The following is a 24,421-nucleotide window of genomic DNA, read 5'->3' as shown; positions in this document are numbered from 1 at the left end:
GCTTAGCATTCTAGACGGCACAAGTAGTGACACCTTGTGACATAGAGCACGGGGCATTTATCTCAAACATATTTAAAACACCAAACATCAATAGCCCTAGACAAGCAAATTGATGGGTTCATAATTATTTACACAATTGTGGACTAAACCTTGGCAAATCGGTGCTGCAATATCAAGTAACTGCGCAGAATATGTTAAAATAGCTGCAGTTATATTTTTGTCGTATATCGACTCAATTTCATCTTAGAGGGCGTTTCGTGACTGCATTAACTCAATTATATCCTCAGCCTCTATGGCAATGGTTTGAACAAATTTGTGCTATTCCACATCCATCAAAACATGAACATGCATTGTCGCAATACATTCAGCAATGGGCAAAAGCACAAGGCCTTGCTGTTGTTGAAGACAAAGTCGGAAATTTAATCATCCGTAAGCCTGCTACAGCAGGAATGGAAAACTGTAAAAAAGTGGTGTTACAAGCACATATTGATATGGTGCCGCAGAAAAATGCCGATAAGGTACATAACTTTGAAACCGACCCTATTGAAGCCTATGTTGACGGTGATTGGGTTAAAGCCAAAGGCACAACCTTAGGCTCAGACAATGGTATTGGTATGTCTTCAGCGTTGGCTGTTTTAGGCAGTAAAGACATTAAACACGGGCCACTGGAAGTACTGCTCACTATTGATGAAGAAGCCGGTATGACAGGGGCTTTTGGATTAGAAGCGGGTTACCTTGAAGCTGATATTTTAATTAATACAGATTCTGAACAAGAAGGTGAAATCTACATGGGCTGTGCGGGCGGTGTTGACGCTCAGATAAGCGTCCCCATGTCTTGGCAAGCACCAGAGCAAAGTAATGCCAGTTTCTCATTAACCATGTCAGGCTTAAAAGGCGGTCATTCAGGGGTGAATATTCACCTTGGTCGTGGCAATGCAAATAAGTTACTGGCTCGCTTTCTATTTAAATACAGTGACGAATTAGCCCTAGAGCTTGTCAGCTTTAGCGGTGGCTCGCTGCGTAATGCGATTCCGCGTGAAGCTAACGTTCAATTTATGTTGCCGGCTGAAAACATTGAAGCATTAAAGCAAGCCATTGAAACATACCAAGCGTTAGTTCGTGAAGAATTAGCCGTTGCAGATCCATCCATGACACTCACGTTAGCCACAATAGAGCCACCAACGAAAGTCATGGGCGAAGAAGCGCAAAATACCTTAATTGACCTACTGCATGCTAGCCCTAACGGGGTGATCCGCATGAGTGATGAAGTGGAAGGTGTTACAGAAACATCATTGAATATCGGTGTCATTAGTACTGAAGATGAAAGCGTTGAAGTGCTATGTCTTATTCGCTCATTAATTGACTCGGGGCGTGAAGAAGTCACAGGCATGCTGACTGCATTGGCTAACCTTTCTGGGGCGAGTATTGATTTAAGCGGTGCATATCCGGGCTGGAAACCAGACACCAGTTCACCAGTAATGGCGATTGTGCGTGAAACCTATAACGACATTTATAAAAAAGATCCTACCATTATGGTAATCCATGCAGGTCTTGAATGTGGTTTATTCAAAGAACCCTACCCGCTTATGGACATGGTATCGATTGGCCCAACAATTCGCTATCCACACAGCCCAGATGAAAAGGTCAACATCACTACTGTTGGTCAATACTGGGAATTGTTACTTGCAGTATTGGCACGTATTCCAGCTAAAGAAGCTTAATCACGATCAATAATTTACAGACTCTAAAAAGGCGACAGAAATGTCGCCTTTTTTGTACCCATTGGTATAAAGAACTTCAACGTATGAAATATTAAAACTGTAAATCGAGTTGAGTAATTTGATCCACACCGTTATCTGCCGTTGCCAACGTTACATCCGCTAAACCAACACTCACGCCAACCAAACGGATCCCTCGTCCTTGGCTGCGCTGCAAAGCTTGCAATAACAACTCATGAAACAAATTAATTGAAATCTCATCACTGCGATGCTCAATGGTAGTTTGTTTAAAGTCGTTAAATTTAAGTTTAACGACCTGCTTATGGATTTGCCTGTCTTTAGCACTTCGATGAACACGAGCACTCAGTTCTTGAATAAGCTGTGGTAATACTTGATGACATTGTTCTAAAGTAAAAATGTCTTTAGCTAACGTCGTTTCAACACCAACCGATTTACGCACTCGGTGAGGGCTAATTTGCCTGGTATCGATACCTTGAGAACGCTCTATTAACACATGGCCAAATTTACCGAAAGCATCGATTAACTGAGGTTTGGAATATTGCTGTACATCATAACAAGTGGTTAAACCTATATCGGCTAGCTTTTTTGAGGTGACTTTACCAACACCAGGAATTTTACTCAGGGGTAGGTCTTTGACAAAATCGCCAATTTGATTCGGGGTAATCACATATTGACCATTTGGCTTATTTAAATCGGAAGCAATTTTAGCTAGAAACTTAATGGGTGCAATACCGGCTGAAGCCGTTAACCCGGTAACGTTAAAAATATCATCGCGGATTGCTTTAGCGATTAACGTGGCACTGCCTTGATGAGCTTGGCAGTCGCTAACATCAAGGTAAGCCTCATCTAAAGACAATGGCTCAACCAGATCAGTGTATCGATGAAAAATCTCACGTATTTGCAATGATACTGATTTATACACATCCATTCGCCCAGGCACTAAAATTAGATGCGGGCACAATTGCAGTGCGTGATAACTGGACATGGCACTGCGGACCCCAAATTTACGGGCCTCATAACTGCATGTGCTTATCACACCTCGTCGATCGCTTCTGCCGCCAACAGCGATAGCTTTCCCTCGAAGTTCAGGAAAATCTCGCATTTCAACGGCAGCAAAATAGCAATCCATATCGATGTGAATGATTTTACGCATTCTGTAACCATTACCAGTAACTTAATTAACCGTAATACTACTGTATACAAAAACAGTATTCAATCATTCTCTTGCAAACACAAAAAAGCCCAACATAGTTGGGCTGTTAACTAAAAACGATACAATCTAAAAATGATACTATCTTGCAAATGATATGCTCTTACAAATAAATTACATTTTTGTCTGCAAATAATTTTGCAAACCTACACGCTCAATAAGACCTAATTGTTTTTCTAACCAGTACATGTGGTCAGATTCCGTGTCATCAAGTAATACTTCTAAAATTTCGCGGGTTTGATAATCATTTTTTTCTTCACATAGGGCAATCACCTTACGTAAATTATCAGCGACATGATATTCATATGCCAAATCATTTCTAAACATTTCTTGCACGTCTTTACCAATATTCAATGCTTCACGGCTACCTACATCGGGAGTGCCTTCTAAGAATAAAATGCGTTGGACTAATTTTGCCGCGTGCAACTTTTCGTCATCTGATTCATGCAAGATACGAGTATATAATTCATTGAATCCCCAATCTTCATACATATGCGCATGGACAAAATATTGATCCATGGCAGACAACTCACCGGTTAATAAAAGATTTAGGGCGTCTATAACTTCTGGATGACCTTTCATAATCTGTTCCTATTAGTCGTTAATTTGTGATTGAAGATAATTTTGAATACCGGTTTGAGTGATGAGCTCTTGTTGCGACTCAATCCAATCTAGGTGCTCTTCTTCGTCTTCTAGTAAATCTTCAAGCAGATCACGGCTAACATAATCTTGCTGGGTTTCGCAGATATCAATAGCTTCGCGCAAAACGGCAATTTGTGCCGTTATTGCCGCCATGTCACAGCTAAGCATTTCTTCAGCATGTTCACCAATACGAAGTTTGTCTAGCTGTTGTAGGTTAGGTAAACCTTCAAGAAACAAAACACGTTCAATCAATTTGTCAGCATGCTTCATGTCTTCAATCGATTTTTTGTACTCTTTTTCATTAAGCTTAGCCAAACCCCAATGTTTAAACATACGAGCATGTAAAAAGTATTGGTTAATGGCCGTCAGCTCGCAAGTAAGTACGCGATTGAGTTGGCTGATGACTTTAGGATGACCTTTCATAGTAATGTCCCTTGATAAATAATTTGATCTCGATCAATTTCACATAGAATAGAACACTGTAGAGAGAAAGGCAAATTTCCTTTTTATTTCACACACTTACAACTGATAACCGTTATCATTACAACTTAGGTTTGTAATGGCAATCTAAATATAAGACATAAAAAAAGCCTTCAAAATGAAGACTCTTTACATTGTAAGCGCTAAAAACATTGTTTCTTAAATGGCTTTTATAAAACCGTTTGACTTAAATAATGCGGTTTTGATTAAGCATTTCTTTGCGAGCTTGATCTTTTTCCATACGACGCTTGCGAGCATCACATGGATCATCACAGTCACAGGCTTTTTCAATACCTAAAACACCTAAACCACCACAACTGCCTTCAACCGCTTTCTTTTTAACGATATATCCGACAGACATCAATAAGAAAAATAATAATAACACCACAAATGCAGCAATAAATGTGCTCATAACGAACTCCAGTCAACTCATTCAGCTCAAGCTTGAGTAGTTTTGAATCAAAAAAACCTATTTCAAATACGCTTTAAACGCATCACTGTAATAGACCTTAAAACCTTGCTCTTGCTTCTCTATCAGCATTATTGCTAAATGTTTCTCTTTAGCAAGTGCGAGGGAAGCCTCAGTACCTAACACCATCATGGCGGTAGCATATCCATCTGCGGTCATACAACTAGAGTTTAACACGGTTGCAGACGCAAGTTTATGCTTTATAGGATATCCACTTCGTGGATCAATCAAATGTGAAAAACGTTCGCCATTTTCTTGATAAAAGTTACGATAATCGCCAGATGTTGCTAATGACATGGTTCCTGGCTCAATCACTTGTTGCACCACTTGCCCTTCACTAGTGGGTTGCTCAACTGCGACGCGCCAAGGTGAATGATCAGCTTTAGTGCCTTTGACGTTAAGCTCACCACCAATTTCTACAAGGTAACCACTGGCATGATACTTATCTAAAATGGCCGCAATTTTATCAACACCAAAGCCTTTGGCAATTGATGATAAATCAATGTATAAATCGGCATTATGCTTAATTAAGCTATGACCACTAATTGACAATTCATTGATGCCCATTTTAGATTTTGCGGCATCAATTTGGGCTTGGCTTGGCTCAGTAATAGGTCTTTTATCTGGACCAAAACCCCACAAGTTAACCACTGGGCCTAAGGTGATATCTAACGCCCCATCGGTCTCTTTATAAAGACGCATTCCCTCTTTTATCACTTTAATCGTATCAGCTGAAACCTTAACTCTCTGCTGTATTTGTAATTGATTAAATTTCGACAGTTCCGAGTCTGGACGATAGGTCGACATTTGATCATTAACAACTTCCAAGGCCATATCTATTTCAGCTTGAAGTAATTGGGGTTCTGGTAATTTTTCATTAGGTACCACTTTAATATGGTATGTGGTCCCCATTGTACTACCTGATAATGAAATCATCGGCTCTGGTAAGCCGCATGCACTGACGAATAGCAAAATGGCTGGCAATAGCAGTAACTTGATTGAATTTACGGTCATTTCAAATTTACACTTTTTCAAATGAATAAAAAAAATTGCAGCACACAGACTCGTGTTTAACCACCCTGTCTGCATTGCTGCAATTTTCATGACTTACATGTCAATGTAATGAGCTAACTCATTAGCCGCCAAAATCATCTAATAAGATGTTTTCATCTTCGACACCTAAATCTTTAAGCATACCAATTACGGCTGCATTCATCATTGGAGGTCCACACATGTAGAACTCACAATCTTCTGGAGCATCATGGTCACGCAAGTAGTTTTCATACAAAACGTTATGAATGAAACCAGTATAACCAGTCCAGTTATCTTCCGCTTGCGGATCTGACAACGCAACATGCCACTGGAAATTTTCATTCTCGGCCGCTAAGCCGTCAAAATCTTCCACATAGAACATTTCACGCTTAGAACGCGCACCGTACCAGAAGCTAATCTTACGTTTTGATTTAAGACGCTTTAATTGGTCAAAAATATGTGAACGCATAGGGGCCATACCAGCACCACCACCAATGAAGACCATTTCTGCATCAGTATCTTTAGCGAAAAACTCACCAAATGGACCAGAAATAGTGACTTTATCACCGGCTTTTAAGCTCCAGATGTATGAAGACATTTTACCACAAGGCAAGGTTAAATTACGTGGCGGTGGCGTAGCAATACGCACGTTCAACATAATAATCCCAAACTCTTCTGGGTAGTTAGCCATTGAGTAAGCACGAATAGTTTCTTCGTCTACTTGTGATTCTAACTTGAAGAAACCAAAGTGTTCCCAGTCGCCACGATACTTATCAGGCACTTCAAACTCAGCATATTTAACATGATGAGCAGGTGCTTCAATTTGAATGTAACCACCAGCACGGAAAGGCACTGTTTCGCCATCAGGAATTTGCAGCTTAAGTTCTTTAATGAACGTTGCTTTGTTATCGTTAGAGATAACTTCACATTCCCATTTCTTGATGCCAAAGATTTCTTCATCAAGTTCAATTTCCATGTCAGTTTTGACGTTTACCTGACAAGATAAACGACAACCTTCACGAGCTTCGCCTTTACTAATGTGGTCAAGCTCAGTAGGAAGAATATCACCACCACCAGACTTAATTTGCACACGACACTGACCACATGAGCCACCGCCGCCACACGCACTTGATACGAAGATGCCGTTGTCGGCTAAAACGCTAAGTAGCTTACCGCCAGCGCCTGTTGTAATTGTTTTATCTGCATCACCGTTAATACCAATTTTGATATCACCGCTTGCCACGAGTTTTGATTTAGCGAATAAAATCACTAATACCAAAATCAAAACAATTGCAGTAAACATACTCACACCTAGATAAACTTCTAGTGGAGTAGATTCAAGAATACCCATTCACTTATCCTTAAAGGTTCAAATTAATGCGTCGCCTCAATGTCTCTTAAAGAGAAACACCCGAGAATGACATGAAACCTAGAGCCATAAGACCTGCTGAAACGAAGGTAATACCTAAGCCACGTAAGCCATTTGGCACGTCAGAGTATTTCATCTTTTCGCGGATACCGGCTAGCAATACAATTGCTAACGCCCAACCAATGCCAGAGCCAATACCAAATACTACACTCTCGCCAAGGTTATAATCACGCTCAACCATGAAAGATACTGCACCGAAAATTGCACAGTTCACGGTAATCAAAGGTAAGAAAATACCTAACGCGTTGTACAAAGGTGGAAAATACTTGTCTAAAGCCATTTCCAAAATTTGTACAAGTGCTGCGATCACACCGATAAAGGTGATGAACTTCAAGAAGCTCAAATCAGCATCAGGGAAACCAGCCCAAGCTAATGCACCTGGAGCCAATAAACCTTGATAAATAATTTGGTTAGCAGGAACCGAAATAGCCAGCACCACGATAACTGCAACACCAAGGCCCATCGCAGTAGTGACTTTCTTTGATACAGCTAAGAAAGTACACATACCTAAGAAGAACGCTAGTGCCATGTTTTCAATGAAAACTGAACGAATTAATAAACTAATATAATGTTCCATTGCGTTTACCCTTTTGCTTCAACTTGCTCTGGCTTGTAAGTACGGATCAACCAGATCAAACCACCGATCAAGAAGAATGCACTCGGTGGTAGTAGTAATAAACCGTTAGGCTGGTACCAACCACCGTCAGAGATTTTGCTGAGGATTTCTACGCCGAATAATGAACCATTACCAAATAGTTCACGCACCACACCAACTGATAATAGAATTGCACCGTAACCTAAACCGTTACCGATACCATCCATAAAGCTCATCAAAGGTGGCGTTTTCATTGCGTAAGCTTCAGCGCGCCCCATTACAATACAGTTAGTAATAATCAAACCAACGAATACCGATAACTGTTTAGAAATCGCATAAGCATAAGCTTGCAATACTTGGTCAACCACAATCACTAATGAAGCGATAATGGTCATCTGCACAATAATACGAACACTGCTTGGAATGTGATTACGAATAAGCGAGATAAACAGGTTAGAAAACGCTGTTACCGCGGTTAATGCAATCGTCATTACTAATGCTGTTTCTAATTTACTGGTAACAGCAAGCGCACTACACACACCCAAGATTTGCAATGCAATTGGGTTGTTATTGATTATCGGTCCGGTCAGAACCTGTTTAAGTTCTTTAGCGTTAGCCATTAGCTTAACCCTCCGTTGCGTGCTTTAGCGATAAAGTTTGCAAAACCTTCTTTACCTAACCAAAACGTCAATGAGTGTTGTACACCGTTACTGGTCAATGTTGCACCAGAAAGCGCATCAACCCCATGAATAGAGCTAGCCACTACGGGGTTTTTAGTTACACTAATAGCCAAGTTACCTTGAGCATCAAATAACTGCTTACCTTTCCATAATGCTTTCCATTTTGGATTTTCAACTTCGCCACCTAAACCAGGTGTTTCACCTTGGTCATAGTAAACAAGTCCTTGCACAGTATTGAGATCAGCTTCTAGAGCTAAAAACGCATACATAGTTGACCACAAACCATAACCATGGACAGGTAAAATTACGCTAGTCAATTTACCTTCATCATTACGAACAAGGTAAACAACGGCTTTATCGGCAACACGCTTGATTGAGGCTATGTCATGTTCAGGTATAGACGACATGTCAGTGTTACGCGATGCTTTACGTTGATCGTAAGTATTAGCGTCACCTTCAACAAAATCACCTGTTTTAAGGTCAACTAAGCGAGCTTCAACATATTGGTTGTATTTGCTTAGAATATCTTTTTTGGTGATATTGCCTTCTTTTAGATTAATCAGGCTCGCCGCCTCAAGAATATACTTTTGCTTATCCAGCAACTTGTTTTCTTGCTGGATGGGTTTTAACAACACCGCAGCGGTAGAAACAAGTACAGAACAGATAAGACATAAGCCGACAACAACAAATAGCGTTCTTCCGAACGAATCTTTATTACTAGCCACGAGCAATCCTCCGCTTAATATTTGCCTGTACAACAAAATGGTCAAATAATGGAGCAAATAGGTTAGCAAACAGGATAGCTAACATCATACCTTCAGGGAATGCAGGGTTAACCACGCGGATAAACACTACCATTGCACCAATAAGGAAGCCGTATGTCCATTTAGCCGTATTGGTAAATGACGCAGAAACAGGGTCTGTCGCCATAAACATCATACCAAATGCAAAGCCACCTAATACTAAGTGCCAATACCAAGGCATTGCGAACATAGGGTTTGTATCACTACCTACCAAGTTAAGTAGAGTAGCAATTGCCACCATACCTAGCATCACGCCACCGACAATACGCCAAGAGGCAATACGGGTATAGATAATAACTAAACCACCTAGCAAAATGGCAAAGGTCGATACTTCACCCACGGAACCAGGAATAAAGCCCATAAAGGCCTCAATCCAGTTAGCATTTGAGGCGTAATCGAAAGTACCTTGCGCAGCCTGACTTAATGCCGTTGCACCAGAGAAGCCATCAGCCACAACCCAAGAGTTATCACCAGACATGCTTAATGGGTAAGCAAAGAACAAGAAAGCACGTCCAGCGAGTGCAGGGTTTAAGAAGTTACGCCCTGTACCACCGAATATTTCTTTTGCTACAACCACACCGAAGGTAATACCTAAAGCGACCATCCATAAAGGAATTGTTGGCGGTAGAGTTAATGCAAATAGCACTGAAGTAACGAAGAAACCTTCGTTAATTTCATGGCCACGCACTGACGCAAAGAGCACCTCCCAAAAACCACCGACAATGAAAGTCACTGCATAGATAGGTAGGAAGAAGCACGCACCATAGAACATCAAGGACGTAATGCCAGAGTCTGCAGTGAGTTGAGCGCCAAATAATTCAAATAAACCTACTTGCCAAATGTCAGGCATACCGAAACCGGCACCCATGGCAATTTGAGCTTGTAAGCCTACGTTGTACATACCAAAAAACATCGCTGGGAATGTACACGCCCAAACCGTAATCATCATACGTTTTAGGTCAAGGTTATCGCGAACATGAGTTGCCCCGTGGTTCACTTTGCCTGGTGTATACAATACGGTGGCAGCCGCTTCATAAAGGGCATACCACTTTTCGTACTTACCGCCTTTTTCAAATTGCGGTTCAATACGCTCGATAAAATCTTTCAAGCTCATTAGCCTTCCCTCTCGATCGTATCTAGACAGTCACGTAAATATGAAGCGTAGTCATACTTACCTGGACATACGAACGTACATAATGCTAAATCTTCTTCATCTAACTCTAATGCGCCTAAACGAGCTGCACCATCAAAGTCCCCAGAAACAAGATCGCGAAGTAGCATAGTAGGTAGAATGTCTAAAGGCATTACGCGTTCATAGTTACCAATCGGCACCATTGCACGGTCTGAACCGCCTGTGCTGGTCGTCATATTAAACAGACGCGATGGATGTAAGTGGCCTAGGAAAGATCGAGTAATAGAGAACTTATCTGAACCAGGCAAAGCCCAACCAAATAATTCTTTCTCAGTACCCTCTTCCAGCACACTCACCTGCTGATGATAACGTCCTAAATAAGCTTTAGGTCCAACTGCTGTATGGCCATTTAACACTGAACCCGAAACCACACGAATATCGTCACCAACTGTTTCATCATTAGTCAGTTCAGCCATGCTAGCACCAACAACAGTACGAACAAGGCGAGGGTTTTTCGCTTTAGGGCCGCCAATAGCAACGACACGCTCAGTGTTTAATACACCTTGTGTAAACAGTTGGCCAAAAGCAATCACATCTTGATAGCCAATATGCCAAACAGTTCGTGTTGCAGAAGCAGGAAGAACGTAATGAATATGCGTACCCGCAAGACCTGCTGGGTGTTTACCCGCAAATTCTTGGACTTGAGCATTAGCCATTGGGATATCAGCGCCTTGAGCTTTACATAGGTAAACTTTACCTTCAGTTAATCGAGCTAAGATCTTAAGACCATTAGCAAAATCTTCTTTATGTTCAGCTATGACTACCACAGGATCGGCAGCAAGAGGTTGAGTATCAATCGCAGTAACAAAAATACCTGCGGCAGTAGCATCTACTGCTGGCACTTTACTGAAAGGGCGAGTACGCAAAGCGGTCCATAAACCTGAATCAATCAGATTATCACGAACAACTTGTGCGTCTAACGTGTCTAGCTTATCAGCATCGTATTGAGCAAAAGCAACGCTATCGTCACCTTCCACATCAATTACCACTGACTGAAGTACACGTCTTGCACCTCGGTTAATTTCTAAAATAGTACCACTGGCTAAAGCCGTATATTTAACGCCTAAATTCTTTTTATCTTCAAAAAGAACTTGGCCTTTTTGTACTTTATCGCCCACTTTGATTTTCATCGTTGGACGTAAGCCAATATACTCTTCACCCAAAGTCGCTACGTGTCTAATGGCTGGGCCATTATGGATAACTTGCTCTGGTCCGCCTGCTATAGGCAGTTCCAATCCTTTCTTAATTGTAATCATATCCACAAGCACTACGTTTGAAGGAAAGACAATGCGCCACGTTCCGCTACAAAAACAAAGTGTTAACAAACACTTTGCGTTTGAGCTAGCGCAGATTTAACTCGAAAATGCGATCATAATCACGCTGGTCGCGCGCATTTTACCGCAAATATGAGACTATCGCCACGAAAATTATAGGTGTTTTCAAACCAATACCTTACTCAATAGCTGGCTTTGAGGTCAAGGCAAACGGATCAGAACCTAAGAGCTTATATTGTCTGCTAGATTCTGATTTTAAAAACTAAAGTATTAATTCTTAAAGTATTAATGTTAAATGCCCATACTAAAAAGAACAGATACCACTGCAATATCACCCCAAAAATGAATATTCTTTTTAAGTGTTAATAACATGTTGAATTATAAATACCATTAACAATAATTAAATATTATTCTATCGATACCGATTTAAAAATGACCTTGATAACCCAAATAAGTGGTCATTTCAGACTGTCCTTGATAACCCATTATCGTACTATTCGCGACTAAGTCTTCATCTAATACATTTTCAACACGAACATACAATTCATGCTGTTCGGAAAAATGATAAGCCGCTGCTATATCCACCTTCCATTGACTATCAATAGCACGATCATTAGTGAATGCCCCTTGATAACCTAGTTCAGATTGATACAAGGCTTGCGCCATAATCGACACATCACCGTAAATAACACCAGAACTTAACGTCAGTTGTTGTTCTGGCACCCATGGCAATTGACTATCAGCAGCAAAACAGCCCATTAAGTCATTGCAATCAGCGTTATCGGTTTCGGCTTGAGTAAATTGATATTTTGCTTTAAATGGAATAGAAAAGTGATCGAAGGTCAATCCATACGCTAGACTAAAATCCGCTCCCACAACAGAGACATCACTAATATTCTCTTGTAATGAGATCTGCTCATAATCACATACCATGCCCTGCATACAGTTAAGATGTTGATTATCGTAATCATGCATATAACCGCTGATCGCAATCGAGAAGGTATCTTGCTGATAGCCTAACGCTAATTGATATTGAAGCGCCTTTTGCGCAGTTTGTTCAACGTTTCCAGCAGAAGCTGCAGTCCAAGCCTGCTTGGCTTGTAATGCTGCAGACCATGCTCCAGATTGATAAGCCACTTCTATGGAAGGTGACCATCCATCATCAGAAAAATCAACAGCATTAATGCTAGCATCTGCATCATCAAGCTCGCGGGATACGCTAACGTGCTCATAGCCTAAACCAAGATTAATAGACCATTGACCATAATTTAATTTAGTGTCGACTGCTGATGAATACACCGAAGCATCGTCAGTATAAGTAAGTGCATATTCATCATCGGTAGTTGGGGTTAATAATAAATCATTTCCCCACAACCATTCTCGTTGACCTAATCGCATTTCAGCTTTATCAGTATGGTATCGCGCGGTATAAGTCACTTGGTGTTGACCATACATGCTGACGCCTTTTGTCTGTATACCAAAACCTGAAAAATCATTGTTTTGAGTTAACGATCCCAAGTTCATCCCATCTGCGGTAGGGGCAACTTCAAACATGGCAATACCAGACAACAAGGCACCATCAATTTGAATACCGTCAACAAAACGCATGTCTTGAGATTGTTGTGAATAACTTTGGTAGTAAATATCGGTAGCCATTGTTGAAGAAGAAGACAAAATAACCTTATGGGCTAATACGTAGCGTTGACGCTCATCTTCAATATTGTCAGTGCTGGCAGCTGAATATAGTTGAGTCGGATTTAATGCAAAATCAACACTTGTTAACCCCAAAGTACCGCGATCAACATCTTGTGACGAATACTGATAACTAAATTCGGTAGTTTGTTGATTACGCGCTCCAGGTAAACTCTCGGCAGCAATTTTAAACAGAATATCTTTCTGAGTCGCATCGGCATCTCTCGGAACGCGATAACCTACATCGTCAGATGCTGATTGATAATCAAGTGCCAATAACATGCCATTTTGTTTTGTGGTGCCGCTGACGATGACACCACCATTGATAGCACTATTGTCACTGCCTTCAAGATTAATGTCTGTAGCATATTTATTGGGACTAATTTGCACGGATTGATAATCAAGTTTACCAAAAGCGGCTTGCGAACTTTCAGTCACACTCGTCATGCCAGTAAACGATACTTTTTGTTGCTGCTTTAAATTGGGTTGTAATACTAATTGCGTTCCAGAATACGGTGCAGGAGAGAAGAAAACACCATCTTGTAAAATGGCAACACCGTCAGTGGCACCGGCATGAGTGATCGTCACATCCTGGTGAGGTGCTGGAGGCAATATTGTTGCGCCCGCCAACCCTAGCACAATATCATTTTGGCGATAATGAAATAAGCTTACCGATGATTGTTGTAAATCGAGTTGATTATTAATGTTATCAATAGATTCTGTCACCGTTTCTGCAACAGCATTGGTTGAATGGCAAACATAGAGCACTGCAGCCGCTATCACTGACAAGCTAAATGGGTGGTTAGACATATTAATCTCCGTATATCTGTCTGGTCACGCAAAAAAATCGCTTAAAATTAAAAATGAAGTACTAAAATTAGCCCATTACAATAACGGTTTCAGTCACATAAAAATAGCGTGACGATAACATTTACCCTGCATTTTGGTGTTTTATTCACAAAAAAAGCGGCTAAAGCCGCTTTCTTCAATATCAGTGAATCAATTAGATTAAAGATTACCTAAAATTTCATCACTCAATTTTAAATCATCATTTTGATTAACGCTCACGCCTGCAGCAATGATCATTCGAGCAATATCTTGTGCTTGTGTTAATGAATGCATTTCATACGTACCACATTGATATTCATTTAACTCAGGAATATCTTTTTGATCAATCACATTCGTTACATCAACCATTGCAGCTAACCAAGCATCAGCTACCTGACCTTCGGTCGGTTGGCCAATTAAACTCATGTAAAAACCGGTACGACAACCCATTGGAGAAATATCGATAATCTCTACACCATCACCATTTAAATGCTCACGCATAAAGCCTGCAAATAAATGCTCAAGGGTATGAATACCACGCTCGCTAAGGATGTCTTTGTTTGGTGCACAAAAACGCAAATCAAATACCGTAATAGCATCACCACTTGGGGTGCTCATGTGTTTGGCAACGCGAACTGCTGGAGCATTCATACGTGTATGATCTACGGTAAAACTGTCTAATAAAGGCATTGCTTACTCCCAAAATAAGTAAAATTATCCGACACGATATTATCTAATGTTGAGATAATATCACTATTCAAGCGTTGTCACAGCCAGAGTTTACTGCTGCTGTTGAGCTTCTAATTCAAATCGACTTAATGCATCTTCAGTGTAACTAAAATAGCGTTTAACCGACGTCTCGTTGGCCATGTATGACTCAAGGACTTTATTAAACAATGGATCTTTAGCCGCTTCATTATTAAGCACATCATCTCTTGCTTGTTTCAATGCGCGGAGCACACTTTGAGGAAAAGGCTTAACCTGCACGGCATGTTCGTTAAGCAATACGTCCATCGCCGTAATATGGCCTTGAGTATAGTCGTCTAACATATCTTGATTTATTGCTTTAGCAGCCACTTTAACAATTATTTTTAAGTCGTCGGGCAAAGTAGAAAAAGCTTGTTTGTTAATTAAAAATTCCATTGTCGAACCAGGTTCATGCCAGCCGGGGTAGTAATAATATTTAGCTACTTGATACAAACCTAGTGGTAAATCATTATAAGGTCCAACCCATTCTGCAGCGTCAATAGCACCCGTTTGTAAAGCGCCATATAATTCTCTGCCTGTTAGAGCATCGACAGGAATGCCGCCTAATTTTTTAAGAACTTCACCACCTAAGCCAGGTAAACGCATTTTGAGACCTTTAAAGTCTTCTGGTCCGGTAATCTCTTTATTAAACCAGCCCCCCATTTGCATACCAGTATTCCCCCCAGCTAATGGCAATATACCAAAGGGTTGATAGACTTCTTCCCACAATGCCATTCCACCACCATAATGAAGCCATGCATTCATCTGTTCCGCATTTAACCCAAAGGGTATTGAAGAAAAAAACTGGGCTGCGGGAGCTTTACCTTTCCAATAATATGAAGCGCTATGGGCCATTTCGATTGTGCCATTACTAACACCATCAAATACAGATAATGCTGGCATCAACTGTCCTGCACCATAAACGGTAATGATTAAACGTCCGTTAGACATGAGTTTGACTAATTGAGCGAACCTTTCAGGAGCCATACCTAAGCCTGGCAAATTTTTCGGCCATGAAGTAGCTAAACGCCATTCAATCACTTGATGATGAACGGAAGATTTTTGAGAAAGAGAGTTTGTTTTCAAAGGAGTATCGGGTTGACAGCCAAACAATAAGAATAAACCGACTACACAAAAGGTTTTTATCACTTTTACCATGTAAATATCCTTATCGTTCTCACTCAGTTAGTCCATGACTGTAACATAATCATAACGAGTGACAAGCACCACATCATTACAACGACCAATAAAAAACCTCACAGGATTTGCGAGGTTTTTGTACAAATAGATCAATAGGTAATAAACATTAGCCTTTACAATTAGGCGTTCTAGGCACGTCATCTAATGCTTGCCATTCTGGTTGGCTATAAGCGTTAATGGATAGCGCATGTACGCCATTAGCTAATTCATCTGCGAGCACTTGGTTAACGGCACGATGACGCGCTAATAACCTTTGTTCGCTAAAAAGTTCACTCACCATAACAACTTTAAAATGTGTCTCAGAATTTGGTGGCACATGATGACGATTACTTTCGTTAATCACCTCAAGGTGTAACGGAGAGAAAGCTTGATTCAATTTATCAGTAATGATTTGTTGAATAGACATAGTAATACTCTTGTTAATACATATCTCAGAAATCGCAGAGTACTGGTTTGCTGATTAAAGGTCAAACAAGCAAACCAAAAGTCGCCACTAGAGCACAGAACCGTTCAAGGATAAATGGGCCGTCGCAGAACTAACAAATTTGAATAGTAATCAGGATGATAATAAAGTTAGCGAGAGTAAAAACCAGCAACAATTTTCCTAAAGGTAAAATTAACTCTAGGCTCTGTCACTTTTAAACGTTTTGGCAATCCATGTTGCCAAACTTGCTGCATTCCAGCATGCATAATCAACAAGTCTCCACAGCCTAAAGCAAAATTCACTTTAGTGTAATTATGTTTATGACGCACAACAAAATCACGTTCAGCGCCTAAAGTGACTGAAGCGATAGCAGAACCACTGACAATTTCAGGCTCATCGTCACTGTGCCATCCCATGCTGTCATGTCCATTGGCATAATAATTAACGAGTACAGCATTACTGTCAAAGTGATGATCAACACGTAACTTATGCCGTAATCGACTCAATGCAGCAGGCCAAGGCAATGGGGAAACCTGCAGTTTAGAAAAGCGATAATCACAGCCGGGATCACCAAACCATGCTTGAGTACGAGGAATAAGATGTTTCTTGCCATAGACTTCAATTTCAACCCGCTCCAATGGATAGCTTGCGACCTCTTTCATCAGTAGCTGCTGTTGCTTGGCAGATAAAAATTGCTTTATGAGGGTTACTGGCGGTTGCAATGAATCGACTTGGTAATCATCTGCAGTTTGGCTGTCTGTAGGAGAAGGTTTTTGGGACGTAATATCAATGTTGCCAAAATTAAACCCATGTTGAAATACCGCCAAAACGCCTCCTTTGATTACAAATATGGCACCAAATTACTGCAAGGTTTAACCAAGATGAAACTACTCATCATGGTAACTAAAATGAATAATAACTAACAACAATGAGTACGGAACAAATTTCACCTTAAACACGAATGATATGTAAAAAACATCTAATATCAATCTAAAATTATTAAAACCAATGCCTAATCTTAGCCATTAATAAACCCGATACCACAATAATGCCCATCAGCAGCAATACCGCAAAGTAACCAAATTGCCATTGCAGCTCAGGCATATTGTTAAAGTTCATTCCGTAAATACCAGCCACTAAGGTTAATGGTAAAAAAATCGCAGTGACAAGGGTTAACGTCATCATCACTCGATTGGTTTTATGAGCACTCACCGAAATATAACCATTAATCAAACTGTCTACTAAACCTTGATAAAGGCTGGCACGACTTGATAAGCGCTCAAACTGATTATATAAATAACTCAGTTGTTCATAGTCCATTTTAATATGTTGATGGCTATCATCACCAAGTAATTGTTGTAACACCTCTTCATGATAGCTAAACGAACGTTTGGCCTTTTGTAATTTACTGTTATAAGCAATCAACTCTGCCAGTAAATCATCCGTTGACACTTCAAATATTTCATCTTCAATTTCACTTAAACGCTCTTCTAACGCCAGCATCACCGCCAGATAATCAAAAACAATTTGGCGCAGCAATTCATAACACACTTTGCTCATATTATTGCTATCAAGGAAACCTTGTTCAATGATCCGTTGAGCCACTTTGCTAACACTCAGTGACGATTTGACATGCTGGGTCACTAAAAAGCGGTCACTGACGTGTAATAGCAACTGGCTACGTTCGAGCAGAAGATAATCTTCTCGGTCCATAAGTTCATGAGTTAATAAGTATGAATGCGTGTCATATTCTTCAAATTGGGGCGGATGACGTTCACGTTGCGCTTCTTCAAAATCGAGACTATTAATCCCAAATAAAGGATATTGCTGAAAAAAACCTTGGCTATTAGGCCCAGTAATATCAACCCATATCAAATGCTGTTGCGGATCATATTGGGCCATAAGCGTGTCATCGCCTTGAGATAACAATTGACCTTGTGGATTAAATAACAATATCTGAATAGTCATGAGTTATCCTTTCAACAATGAATACAATGATGCATAAACGATCTAATGGGCCATTTCAGGATCATCTATAATTTCTAGGTGCTGCTTGATCTGCTTAAAATGACTATTCACCCAAGCGCTGCTGATTGGGCCCCAAGTAGAAATACGATAATAGCCTTCATTATGACGTTGGCCTTGTTGGACAAAATCCACCTCAATACCAATATCAACAAATGCGGCAATCGCATCTTGCAAGGTTCTTCTTGGCATCTTGGTTAATTTTTGTAAGCTTAATAAATTATGCTGTTCTTCATCGAGAAGATGCGCTAAATATAATTTTCGTAGAAATGCTTTTTGCGACTTATTGATCACGTAATTATTCGAAAACATCATCACACCTTATTATTTCTCATCACTGATTAGAAATTACTGTATATGCAGTCAGTTACGCAAGCACTATTGCTAGTGTTAGCTAATCGCGGCTGAATTAATAGCGGTTTTTATGGCAATAGATTCATTTATTCATCACCCTATATGATTAACACTACCTAAGTAGAGACAATCTCGTTATAGTTTTTAACAATCGATATCATCAGATTTGGAAAGCGAACAGCCATGGATACTCCGCCGCAGTTAAAGAGTACATTAACGTCACAACAATCACATGCTCAGTCAACCTTAAGTGATGCTTCTGCGAAGACATCAGCAGAAGAAATATTGCAGTCTGTTTATCACCACGGTCCGCGTTTGTCTCAAGGTGATTATATTCAACTTGCTGATTTATCATTGAGTAATATTGACCCGAATTATCCTAAGCTATTATTGATAATTAGCAGTGTAGTGGCGATGCTTATCATAACGGCATTAACTGCATTTCTATTACTGACAAAACCGTTTCCCTTAACGATAGCCACTAGCATCATAATACTGGTGATATTTTTAGCGTTCATAATCATTAAACTTATCCATCTTAAAGCCAATAAAATTGCGTATGGATTGTTTAAAAATGAAATAGTATTACGTGAAGGTTTATATTGGGTATCAACAACGGCACTCCCCTATACTCGGCTACAACATGTTAATTTGTCGCAAGGGCCAGCTGAACGCAAATACAACTTAGTCACCCTAAAATGTTTTAGTGCTGGCAGTGGTTTAGCTGAAATTAATTTACCAGGCCTCAATGCAGATCTAGCAGAACATTTACGCCAACATTTATTGAGCCAAGCAGCTTCAAGTAAGTTATTACCCACTCGCGAACGCGATGTTATTGATCCAGTGCCTTCAAACGTTGAAGTCGACAGCTTATCCATTCAACCTCCTCAGCAGGGTAGCCACAATGGATAAGCCACCACTATCACAAGATAATGAACGACTTATTCAACGCACTGCTAGCGTTGCGAATAAGCCCGAGAATGCCAGTTCAAAGGATACTCTAGAGGCGATTCACGAAACTTCGAGTGTGACGACCGATAGCGCAGATATGACGAACAATCACTCTGCTGTAACGAACGAGAGTGGTACTCCAACAAGTGATTTACAACAATGGCAAACGCTGTCGGCATGGTCTATCGTCAATAATCTTTTTAGTACCTTGAAAAACATCTTTAGTAATGGCTTCGCTATTGTGCCGATTGTTTACACTGGATGGCAGCAAGGTTTTAATATGCAATGGGGATTATTAGCATCTAGTGCTTTATTAATATTGGTCACATTGTCTGCGATAATAGAATGGCATAAATTTCGCTTTCGCCTTAACAACCATCAACTTGAAGTAAAGCGCGGGTTATTTTTCACCAAAAAAGATGAAATCCCCCTAGGTCGAATTCAAAATATACGTTATCAACAACCATTTTATTTTAAGCCATTGTCGCTCGGTACTCTGATAATTGAAACCGCAGGTTCGAAAGATGACGAAGCCCATTTAGCGGCATTAGACGCACAACAAGCGCAAACCTTAAAAAATTTATTACTTAATTTAACCCATTCGAATTTAAGCGACCCTGCTTTAAATCATTCTGATTTACCTCAATCAGACACCACGTTGTCAATAAACACGGATCCGCAGGCCGTCAACCAACAATGCACTGACAATATGCAGCCTATTGTACGAAAAAGTTTATCTGATTTAGTTTTATTTGGTTTTTATCAAAACAATTTTATTTGGTTTGCGGTCATAGCCGGCCCTATCGCAGGTCAGCTTGATTGGGATAAAGTATTCGACTCGCCTGTCGCACAACAGTTCTGGTATTGGGTTCAACAGCAAACAGATCAAAATATCGGCTTGCAAACTATCATGGTCATCGTGGGGTTATTTGCGATTTACAGCTTGTTTTCGTTAATTTCAATTGTGGCTGCCATTTTAAAATATCATCCATATCAGCTCGACAAACATAATGACACCATACAGCGAAGTGGCGGTGTTATTTCGCATCAGCAAGATGCATTGGCCATAAAGCGTATTCAATTAATTCATTTTCAACAACCCGTTATTGCGCGTTTATTTAACCGCTGGACCTTATACTTTAAACAAGTCAAAGGACATGAAGTTGAACACAAAACTAAACAACACATGTTAATCCCAAGCGTGAAGACCACTGAAATTAAATCCATCTTGGCTCAAATCCCACAGCTCAGTGGCGGCGCATGCGCATTACCTAATCGTTATACAGCTATCCATATTAATTGGCTGACAAGACGAATCGTTCTGCCACTGTTGCTAGCAAGTGTGCTCACAATCATCGGTTATTTTGGCCAACATAGTCTTGGTTTTTTTCAGTTGATTTGGTTTACTGCTGTCATGGTGATATCTGCTATTTACATCCGTTATAAACAATGGGGCTATGTCGTAGAAGATCAGGTTATTTGGCAACATAATGGTTTCTTCGGCCAGCAATGGCAACGAGTCGCATTCGAAAAAATTCAGCATATTAAAATAACGCAAACCAAAGGACAGAGACAGGCTCAGTTAGCCTATGTTGAAGTTGGGCTGGCCAGTGGAAATGTGGTATTTCCGTACATTCCCATGTCGGTAGCACAATTAATTATCGCTCGATCACTCAATGCAATAAGCCACGATAATCGTAATTGGATTTAGCATAATGACATTATTGACATCCTCCCCCACCTCAAAATCCCCAAAAGGATTTTGCCGCTACGCGGAATGGAAGGGGATTCCTACGGCGCTAAGCAGTTTTCAGCTTAGTCGCTTCGATGGGTTCCTGCTTCACAGAGCGGCCTAAAGCTGCCGTTTCTCCACAGGCTAACAAGCGCTGCCCGCGCTCTAATATATTGATAGCGCCGACAACATCGGCGTTATTTTCGTAGTTACAATCTACACACAAAAATTGCGCTTGGGTTTTGCGATTATCCTTTGATACATAGCCACAGCAAGGGCAAGTTTGGCTGGTGTATTGCGCAGGCACGGCGAGCAAAACGCCGCCATTCCAAGCGGTTTTGTATTCCAGTTGTCGCCTAAACTCACCCCAGCCTTGGTCGAGAATGGCGCGGTTTAAGCCCGATTTTTGCGCTACTTTCTTGCCATGCTTTTCCGCCGTACCTTTTGATGATTTCGACATATTCTTAATCTGCAAGTCTTCTACACATACCAGCGCGTGGTTTTTGCTGAGGGTATGTGTGTGCTTATGCAGAAAATCCTTACGAACATTGCCGATATCGACGTGTATTTGTGTGACCTTGGCCTTGGCCTTTTTCCAATTGGCACTGAACTTCACTTTCTTGCTCATGCGCCGCTGATATTTAGCCAGCCGCTGCATCTGCGTTTTGAAGCTGTTTTTCGGCTCAATATAGCTACCGTCATTCATTGCCGCAAAACGCGCAATGCCCACATCAATACCTATGGCGCTTGTAGCCACTGGCACAATCTCAACATCGCGCCGTGTTTGAATCGACACAAACCACTTGCCACCTGATTGACTTACCGTGGCGTTACGCACTTCGCCCAATACATCTCTGCTTTTACGGTATTTTAGCCACCCCAGCTTGGGCAGGAAAATACGGTTATTGGCTTGGTCTAATTTGATTTGCTTGGGTTCTGGATAGCGAAAACTATCGCCACTGCCTTTCTTTTTGAAACGCGGAAAATCCGTGCGCTTTTCAAAAAATCCCTTGAAGGCTTTTTCTAAATCCTTGAGCGCATGTTGCAGCGCTTGCGAGGGGGAATTCTTAATCCAGTCGAAGCCCGCTTCGCGCTTCCACTTCGGCAGATCCGCCGCCATTGGCACATAGCCTATGAACTTATTTCCCGTTTCGTGGTTATCTTTCTGCAACGCCAACGCCTTGTTATAGACGAACCGACACGTACCTGCAAAGCGACGCATATTGCGCACTTGCTCGCCGTTGGGCTGTAGCTCGAATTTGAAGGCTTGTAGTCGTTCCATAGCCAAAGTATAGTTTGGCCTATGCAAACAAACAACGATATTCGACACGGTAGACATTGTGTATTCAATATGCACGTTCACTTGGTCTTTGTGACTAAGTATCGGCACGAAGTATTCACCAAGGAAATACTCGATGAGCTTAAACCCCTCTTTGCAGCTGTATGCGCGGATTTTGGGGCTGAATTGATTGAATTCGATGGCGAAGACGACCACGTTCACTTACTCGTTAATTACCCACCGAAAATAGCGGTATCGGCACTCGTGAATAGTCTAAAGGGCGTTTCCAGCCGCATGATTCGCAAGAAAAATATCCGTCCATCACGAAAAAATTGTGGGGCGGCGCACTGTGGTCTCCCAGCTATTTTGCGGGCAGTTGCGGTGGCGCACCTATCGACGTGATTCGCCGATACATTGAGCAGCAACAAACGCCGCACTAAAATCAAAACCGTGCCAGCTACGCTGCCAGTGCCTTACATCCCCGACCTGAAGGACGGGGTTTTACGGCGCGTCTGATAAAAACCACCAACATCATCGCCAAAGATGTCATTGATTTTTGGTTTACTCAAATATCCCCTAAACAATGGTGGATAAAAGATACCGATTTTGATTTACAGATTACACAGCTTTTTGGCACCACTTTAGATGCCGCCATAAAGGGAGAATTACAACATTGGCGGGTAAACACTCAAGGTCGATTAGCCGAGATTATTGTACTCGATCAATTTTCACGAAACATTTATCGCGATACGCCAGCAGCATTTTCAGCTGATAATCTCGCATTATCACTGGCACAAGAAGCGGTGGCAATGGGTTGTTTAGCAGCGTTACCGACGCAACAGGCTGCATTTTTAATTATGCCCTATATGCACAGTGAATCGATTGTCATTCATCAACAAGCGTTACCATTATTTGAGCAATATGCACCGAACAATCTGCGTAGCCAACAGCAGCACTACGCTATTATTGCTCAATTTCACCGTTTCCCACACCGAAATACGATCTTAGGTCGCGACTCAACAGCGGCCGAAGTCGCATTTTTAACCCAACCCGGTTCGAGCTTTTAAGCAAACAATGACATTGGTTAAGTCACTAGGGCTGTTACAACAGCCAAGATTACTTGACCACTAATACTGGGCATTTAGCTTTATTCGCAACAGCTTCTGCAACATTGGTATTCAAAAAATGTGAAAGTCCACTTCTGCCATGGCTGGCAATAACCACCATTCCAATATCACCACTATTAGCTTCTTCCAGAATTTCGTTAACCGCATCACCACGTCGAATAATCGTTTCAATTTTTAAATTAGTATTAAGTTGCCCCAATAATTTATGCATTTGGCTGGCGGCAGCATCTTCCATGGTTTTTGCCAACTCTTCCGGTGTAATCGTAAGCGCCATGAAATTTTCATCACCAATAGGCTGATCAACTACATTCATGATACGAATATCGACTTGATATAAATTCGCCATTTCAATCGCATATCGTAATGCATGCGATGCCGTATCAGAAAAATCGGTAGGCCATAAAATATTACCTTTTCGCATATTATCCTCCACAGAGATAAGTGTTCACGAGCTATGACATTCATGCCTCAATTAAGGCACCTAATTCCATATCTTCGATTAAAGTATAGTCAGTAA

24 protein-coding genes and 1 pseudogene are annotated in these 24,421 nt (G+C 41.0%); 5 read left to right on the top strand and 20 right to left on the bottom strand.

All coding sequences use genetic code 11. From position 1 onward, the window contains the following. The first annotated feature begins 257 nt into the window (after positions 1–257). Positions 258–1,721, top strand: a complete 1,464-nt coding sequence (locus FCN25_RS15240; protein ID WP_137226204.1) for an aminoacyl-histidine dipeptidase — start codon at positions 258–260, stop codon at positions 1,719–1,721. 91 nt (positions 1,722–1,812) lie between these two features. Here the strand turns inward: FCN25_RS15240 and dinB are convergent, their stop codons facing one another. The 18 genes from dinB to FCN25_RS15150 form a co-directional block, all read right to left on the bottom strand. Further along, entirely contained in the window at positions 1,813–2,892 is a 1,080-nt protein-coding gene (dinB, locus tag FCN25_RS15235) for a DNA polymerase IV (protein WP_137226202.1), read from the bottom strand. A gap of 171 nt (positions 2,893–3,063) precedes the next feature. After that, entirely contained in the window at positions 3,064–3,531 is a 468-nt protein-coding gene (gene bfr / locus FCN25_RS15230; RefSeq protein WP_137226200.1) for a bacterioferritin, read from the bottom strand. Positions 3,532–3,543: 12 nt separating this feature from the next. Then, entirely contained in the window at positions 3,544–4,014 is a 471-nt protein-coding gene (bfr, locus tag FCN25_RS15225) for a bacterioferritin (protein WP_137226198.1), read from the bottom strand. Between the two features lie 244 nt (positions 4,015–4,258). Further along, on the bottom strand, positions 4,259–4,483 hold the full coding sequence (gene nqrM / locus FCN25_RS15220; protein ID WP_137226196.1) for a (Na+)-NQR maturation NqrM: 225 nt from the start codon (positions 4,481–4,483) through the stop codon (positions 4,259–4,261). Positions 4,484–4,540: 57 nt separating this feature from the next. Next, positions 4,541–5,554 carry an FAD:protein FMN transferase gene (locus FCN25_RS15215; RefSeq protein WP_137226194.1) on the bottom strand — a complete coding sequence of 338 codons (1,014 nt, stop codon included), beginning with the start codon at positions 5,552–5,554 and terminating at the stop codon, positions 4,541–4,543. Between the two features lie 121 nt (positions 5,555–5,675). Further along, positions 5,676–6,923, bottom strand: a complete 1,248-nt coding sequence (nqrF, locus tag FCN25_RS15210; RefSeq protein ID WP_137226192.1) for an NADH:ubiquinone reductase (Na(+)-transporting) subunit F — start codon at positions 6,921–6,923, stop codon at positions 5,676–5,678. A 46-nt stretch (positions 6,924–6,969) separates the two neighbouring features. After that, the gene (gene nqrE, locus FCN25_RS15205; protein ID WP_011636427.1) at positions 6,970–7,578 is read right to left on the bottom strand and encodes an NADH:ubiquinone reductase (Na(+)-transporting) subunit E; all 609 of its coding nucleotides are present in this window, start codon (positions 7,576–7,578) and stop codon (positions 6,970–6,972) included. Positions 7,579–7,583: 5 nt separating this feature from the next. Beyond that, a complete protein-coding gene (locus FCN25_RS15200; RefSeq protein WP_137226190.1) occupies positions 7,584–8,216 on the bottom strand; it encodes an NADH:ubiquinone reductase (Na(+)-transporting) subunit D in 633 nt (210 codons plus the stop codon). Continuing rightward, positions 8,216–9,001, bottom strand: coding sequence for a Na(+)-translocating NADH-quinone reductase subunit C (locus FCN25_RS15195; RefSeq protein ID WP_137226188.1), 786 nt, complete (start codon positions 8,999–9,001; stop codon positions 8,216–8,218). The genes FCN25_RS15200 and FCN25_RS15195 overlap by 1 nt, the downstream gene beginning before the upstream one ends. Then, complete coding sequence (locus FCN25_RS15190; protein ID WP_137226186.1) at positions 8,994–10,193, bottom strand: NADH:ubiquinone reductase (Na(+)-transporting) subunit B; 1,200 nt, start codon at positions 10,191–10,193, stop codon at positions 8,994–8,996. Before FCN25_RS15190 ends, FCN25_RS15195 begins: the two co-directional genes overlap by 8 nt. Further along, positions 10,193–11,527: a Na(+)-translocating NADH-quinone reductase subunit A gene (locus FCN25_RS15185; protein WP_137227427.1), complete on the bottom strand. Its 1,335-nt coding sequence runs from the start codon at positions 11,525–11,527 to the stop codon at positions 10,193–10,195. Before FCN25_RS15185 ends, FCN25_RS15190 begins: the two co-directional genes overlap by 1 nt. 444 nt (positions 11,528–11,971) lie before the next feature. Continuing rightward, positions 11,972–14,047, bottom strand: coding sequence for a TonB-dependent receptor (locus FCN25_RS15180; RefSeq protein WP_137226184.1), 2,076 nt, complete (start codon positions 14,045–14,047; stop codon positions 11,972–11,974). A 198-nt stretch (positions 14,048–14,245) separates the two neighbouring features. Then, positions 14,246–14,755, bottom strand: coding sequence for an S-ribosylhomocysteine lyase (gene luxS / locus FCN25_RS15175; protein ID WP_137226182.1), 510 nt, complete (start codon positions 14,753–14,755; stop codon positions 14,246–14,248). A gap of 90 nt (positions 14,756–14,845) precedes the next feature. Then, positions 14,846–15,970, bottom strand: coding sequence for a TRAP transporter substrate-binding protein (locus FCN25_RS15170; RefSeq protein ID WP_137226179.1), 1,125 nt, complete (start codon positions 15,968–15,970; stop codon positions 14,846–14,848). Positions 15,971–16,118: 148 nt separating this feature from the next. Beyond that, positions 16,119–16,418: a BolA family transcriptional regulator gene (locus FCN25_RS15165; protein WP_137226177.1), complete on the bottom strand. Its 300-nt coding sequence runs from the start codon at positions 16,416–16,418 to the stop codon at positions 16,119–16,121. Between the two features lie 167 nt (positions 16,419–16,585). Next, entirely contained in the window at positions 16,586–17,263 is a 678-nt protein-coding gene (locus FCN25_RS15160; RefSeq protein WP_254693659.1) for an alpha-ketoglutarate-dependent dioxygenase AlkB, read from the bottom strand. Positions 17,264–17,435: 172 nt separating this feature from the next. Beyond that, a complete protein-coding gene (locus tag FCN25_RS15155; protein ID WP_137226175.1) occupies positions 17,436–18,404 on the bottom strand; it encodes a magnesium transporter CorA family protein in 969 nt (322 codons plus the stop codon). 42 nt (positions 18,405–18,446) lie between these two features. After that, positions 18,447–18,773 carry a winged helix-turn-helix domain-containing protein gene (locus FCN25_RS15150; RefSeq protein WP_137227425.1) on the bottom strand — a complete coding sequence of 109 codons (327 nt, stop codon included), beginning with the start codon at positions 18,771–18,773 and terminating at the stop codon, positions 18,447–18,449. A gap of 225 nt (positions 18,774–18,998) precedes the next feature. Between FCN25_RS15150 and FCN25_RS15145 the strand changes: the two genes are divergently transcribed. Continuing rightward, positions 18,999–19,727, top strand: a complete 729-nt coding sequence (locus FCN25_RS15145; protein ID WP_137226173.1) for a PH domain-containing protein — start codon at positions 18,999–19,001, stop codon at positions 19,725–19,727. Beyond that, positions 19,720–21,477, top strand: coding sequence for a PH domain-containing protein (locus tag FCN25_RS15140; RefSeq protein ID WP_175405887.1), 1,758 nt, complete (start codon positions 19,720–19,722; stop codon positions 21,475–21,477). Before FCN25_RS15145 ends, FCN25_RS15140 begins: the two co-directional genes overlap by 8 nt. Before the next feature lie 88 nt (positions 21,478–21,565). On the opposite strand, the gene FCN25_RS15135 is transcribed toward FCN25_RS15140, so the two are convergent. Beyond that, positions 21,566–22,720 carry a transposase gene (locus FCN25_RS15135; protein ID WP_254693782.1) on the bottom strand — a complete coding sequence of 385 codons (1,155 nt, stop codon included), beginning with the start codon at positions 22,718–22,720 and terminating at the stop codon, positions 21,566–21,568. Positions 22,721–22,801: 81 nt separating this feature from the next. Here FCN25_RS15135 and tnpA point away from each other — a divergent pair. Together tnpA and FCN25_RS15125 are read left to right on the top strand one after the other, a co-directional pair. After that, positions 22,802–23,217: pseudogene (tnpA, locus tag FCN25_RS15130) on the top strand (IS200/IS605 family transposase). A gap of 90 nt (positions 23,218–23,307) precedes the next feature. Beyond that, the gene (locus FCN25_RS15125; protein WP_137226167.1) at positions 23,308–23,844 is read left to right on the top strand and encodes a DUF924 family protein; all 537 of its coding nucleotides are present in this window, start codon (positions 23,308–23,310) and stop codon (positions 23,842–23,844) included. Positions 23,845–23,893: 49 nt separating this feature from the next. Here the strand turns inward: FCN25_RS15125 and FCN25_RS15120 are convergent, their stop codons facing one another. Further along, complete coding sequence (locus FCN25_RS15120; RefSeq protein ID WP_137226165.1) at positions 23,894–24,325, bottom strand: universal stress protein; 432 nt, start codon at positions 24,323–24,325, stop codon at positions 23,894–23,896. Positions 24,326–24,421: the final 96 nt, after the last annotated feature.

The sequence above is a fragment of the Shewanella sp. MEBiC00475 genome (genome assembly GCF_005234075.1).
Lineage (GTDB): Bacteria > Pseudomonadota > Gammaproteobacteria > Enterobacterales > Shewanellaceae > Shewanella > Shewanella polaris.
This window is presented reverse-complemented; position numbering and strand designations above follow the sequence as displayed.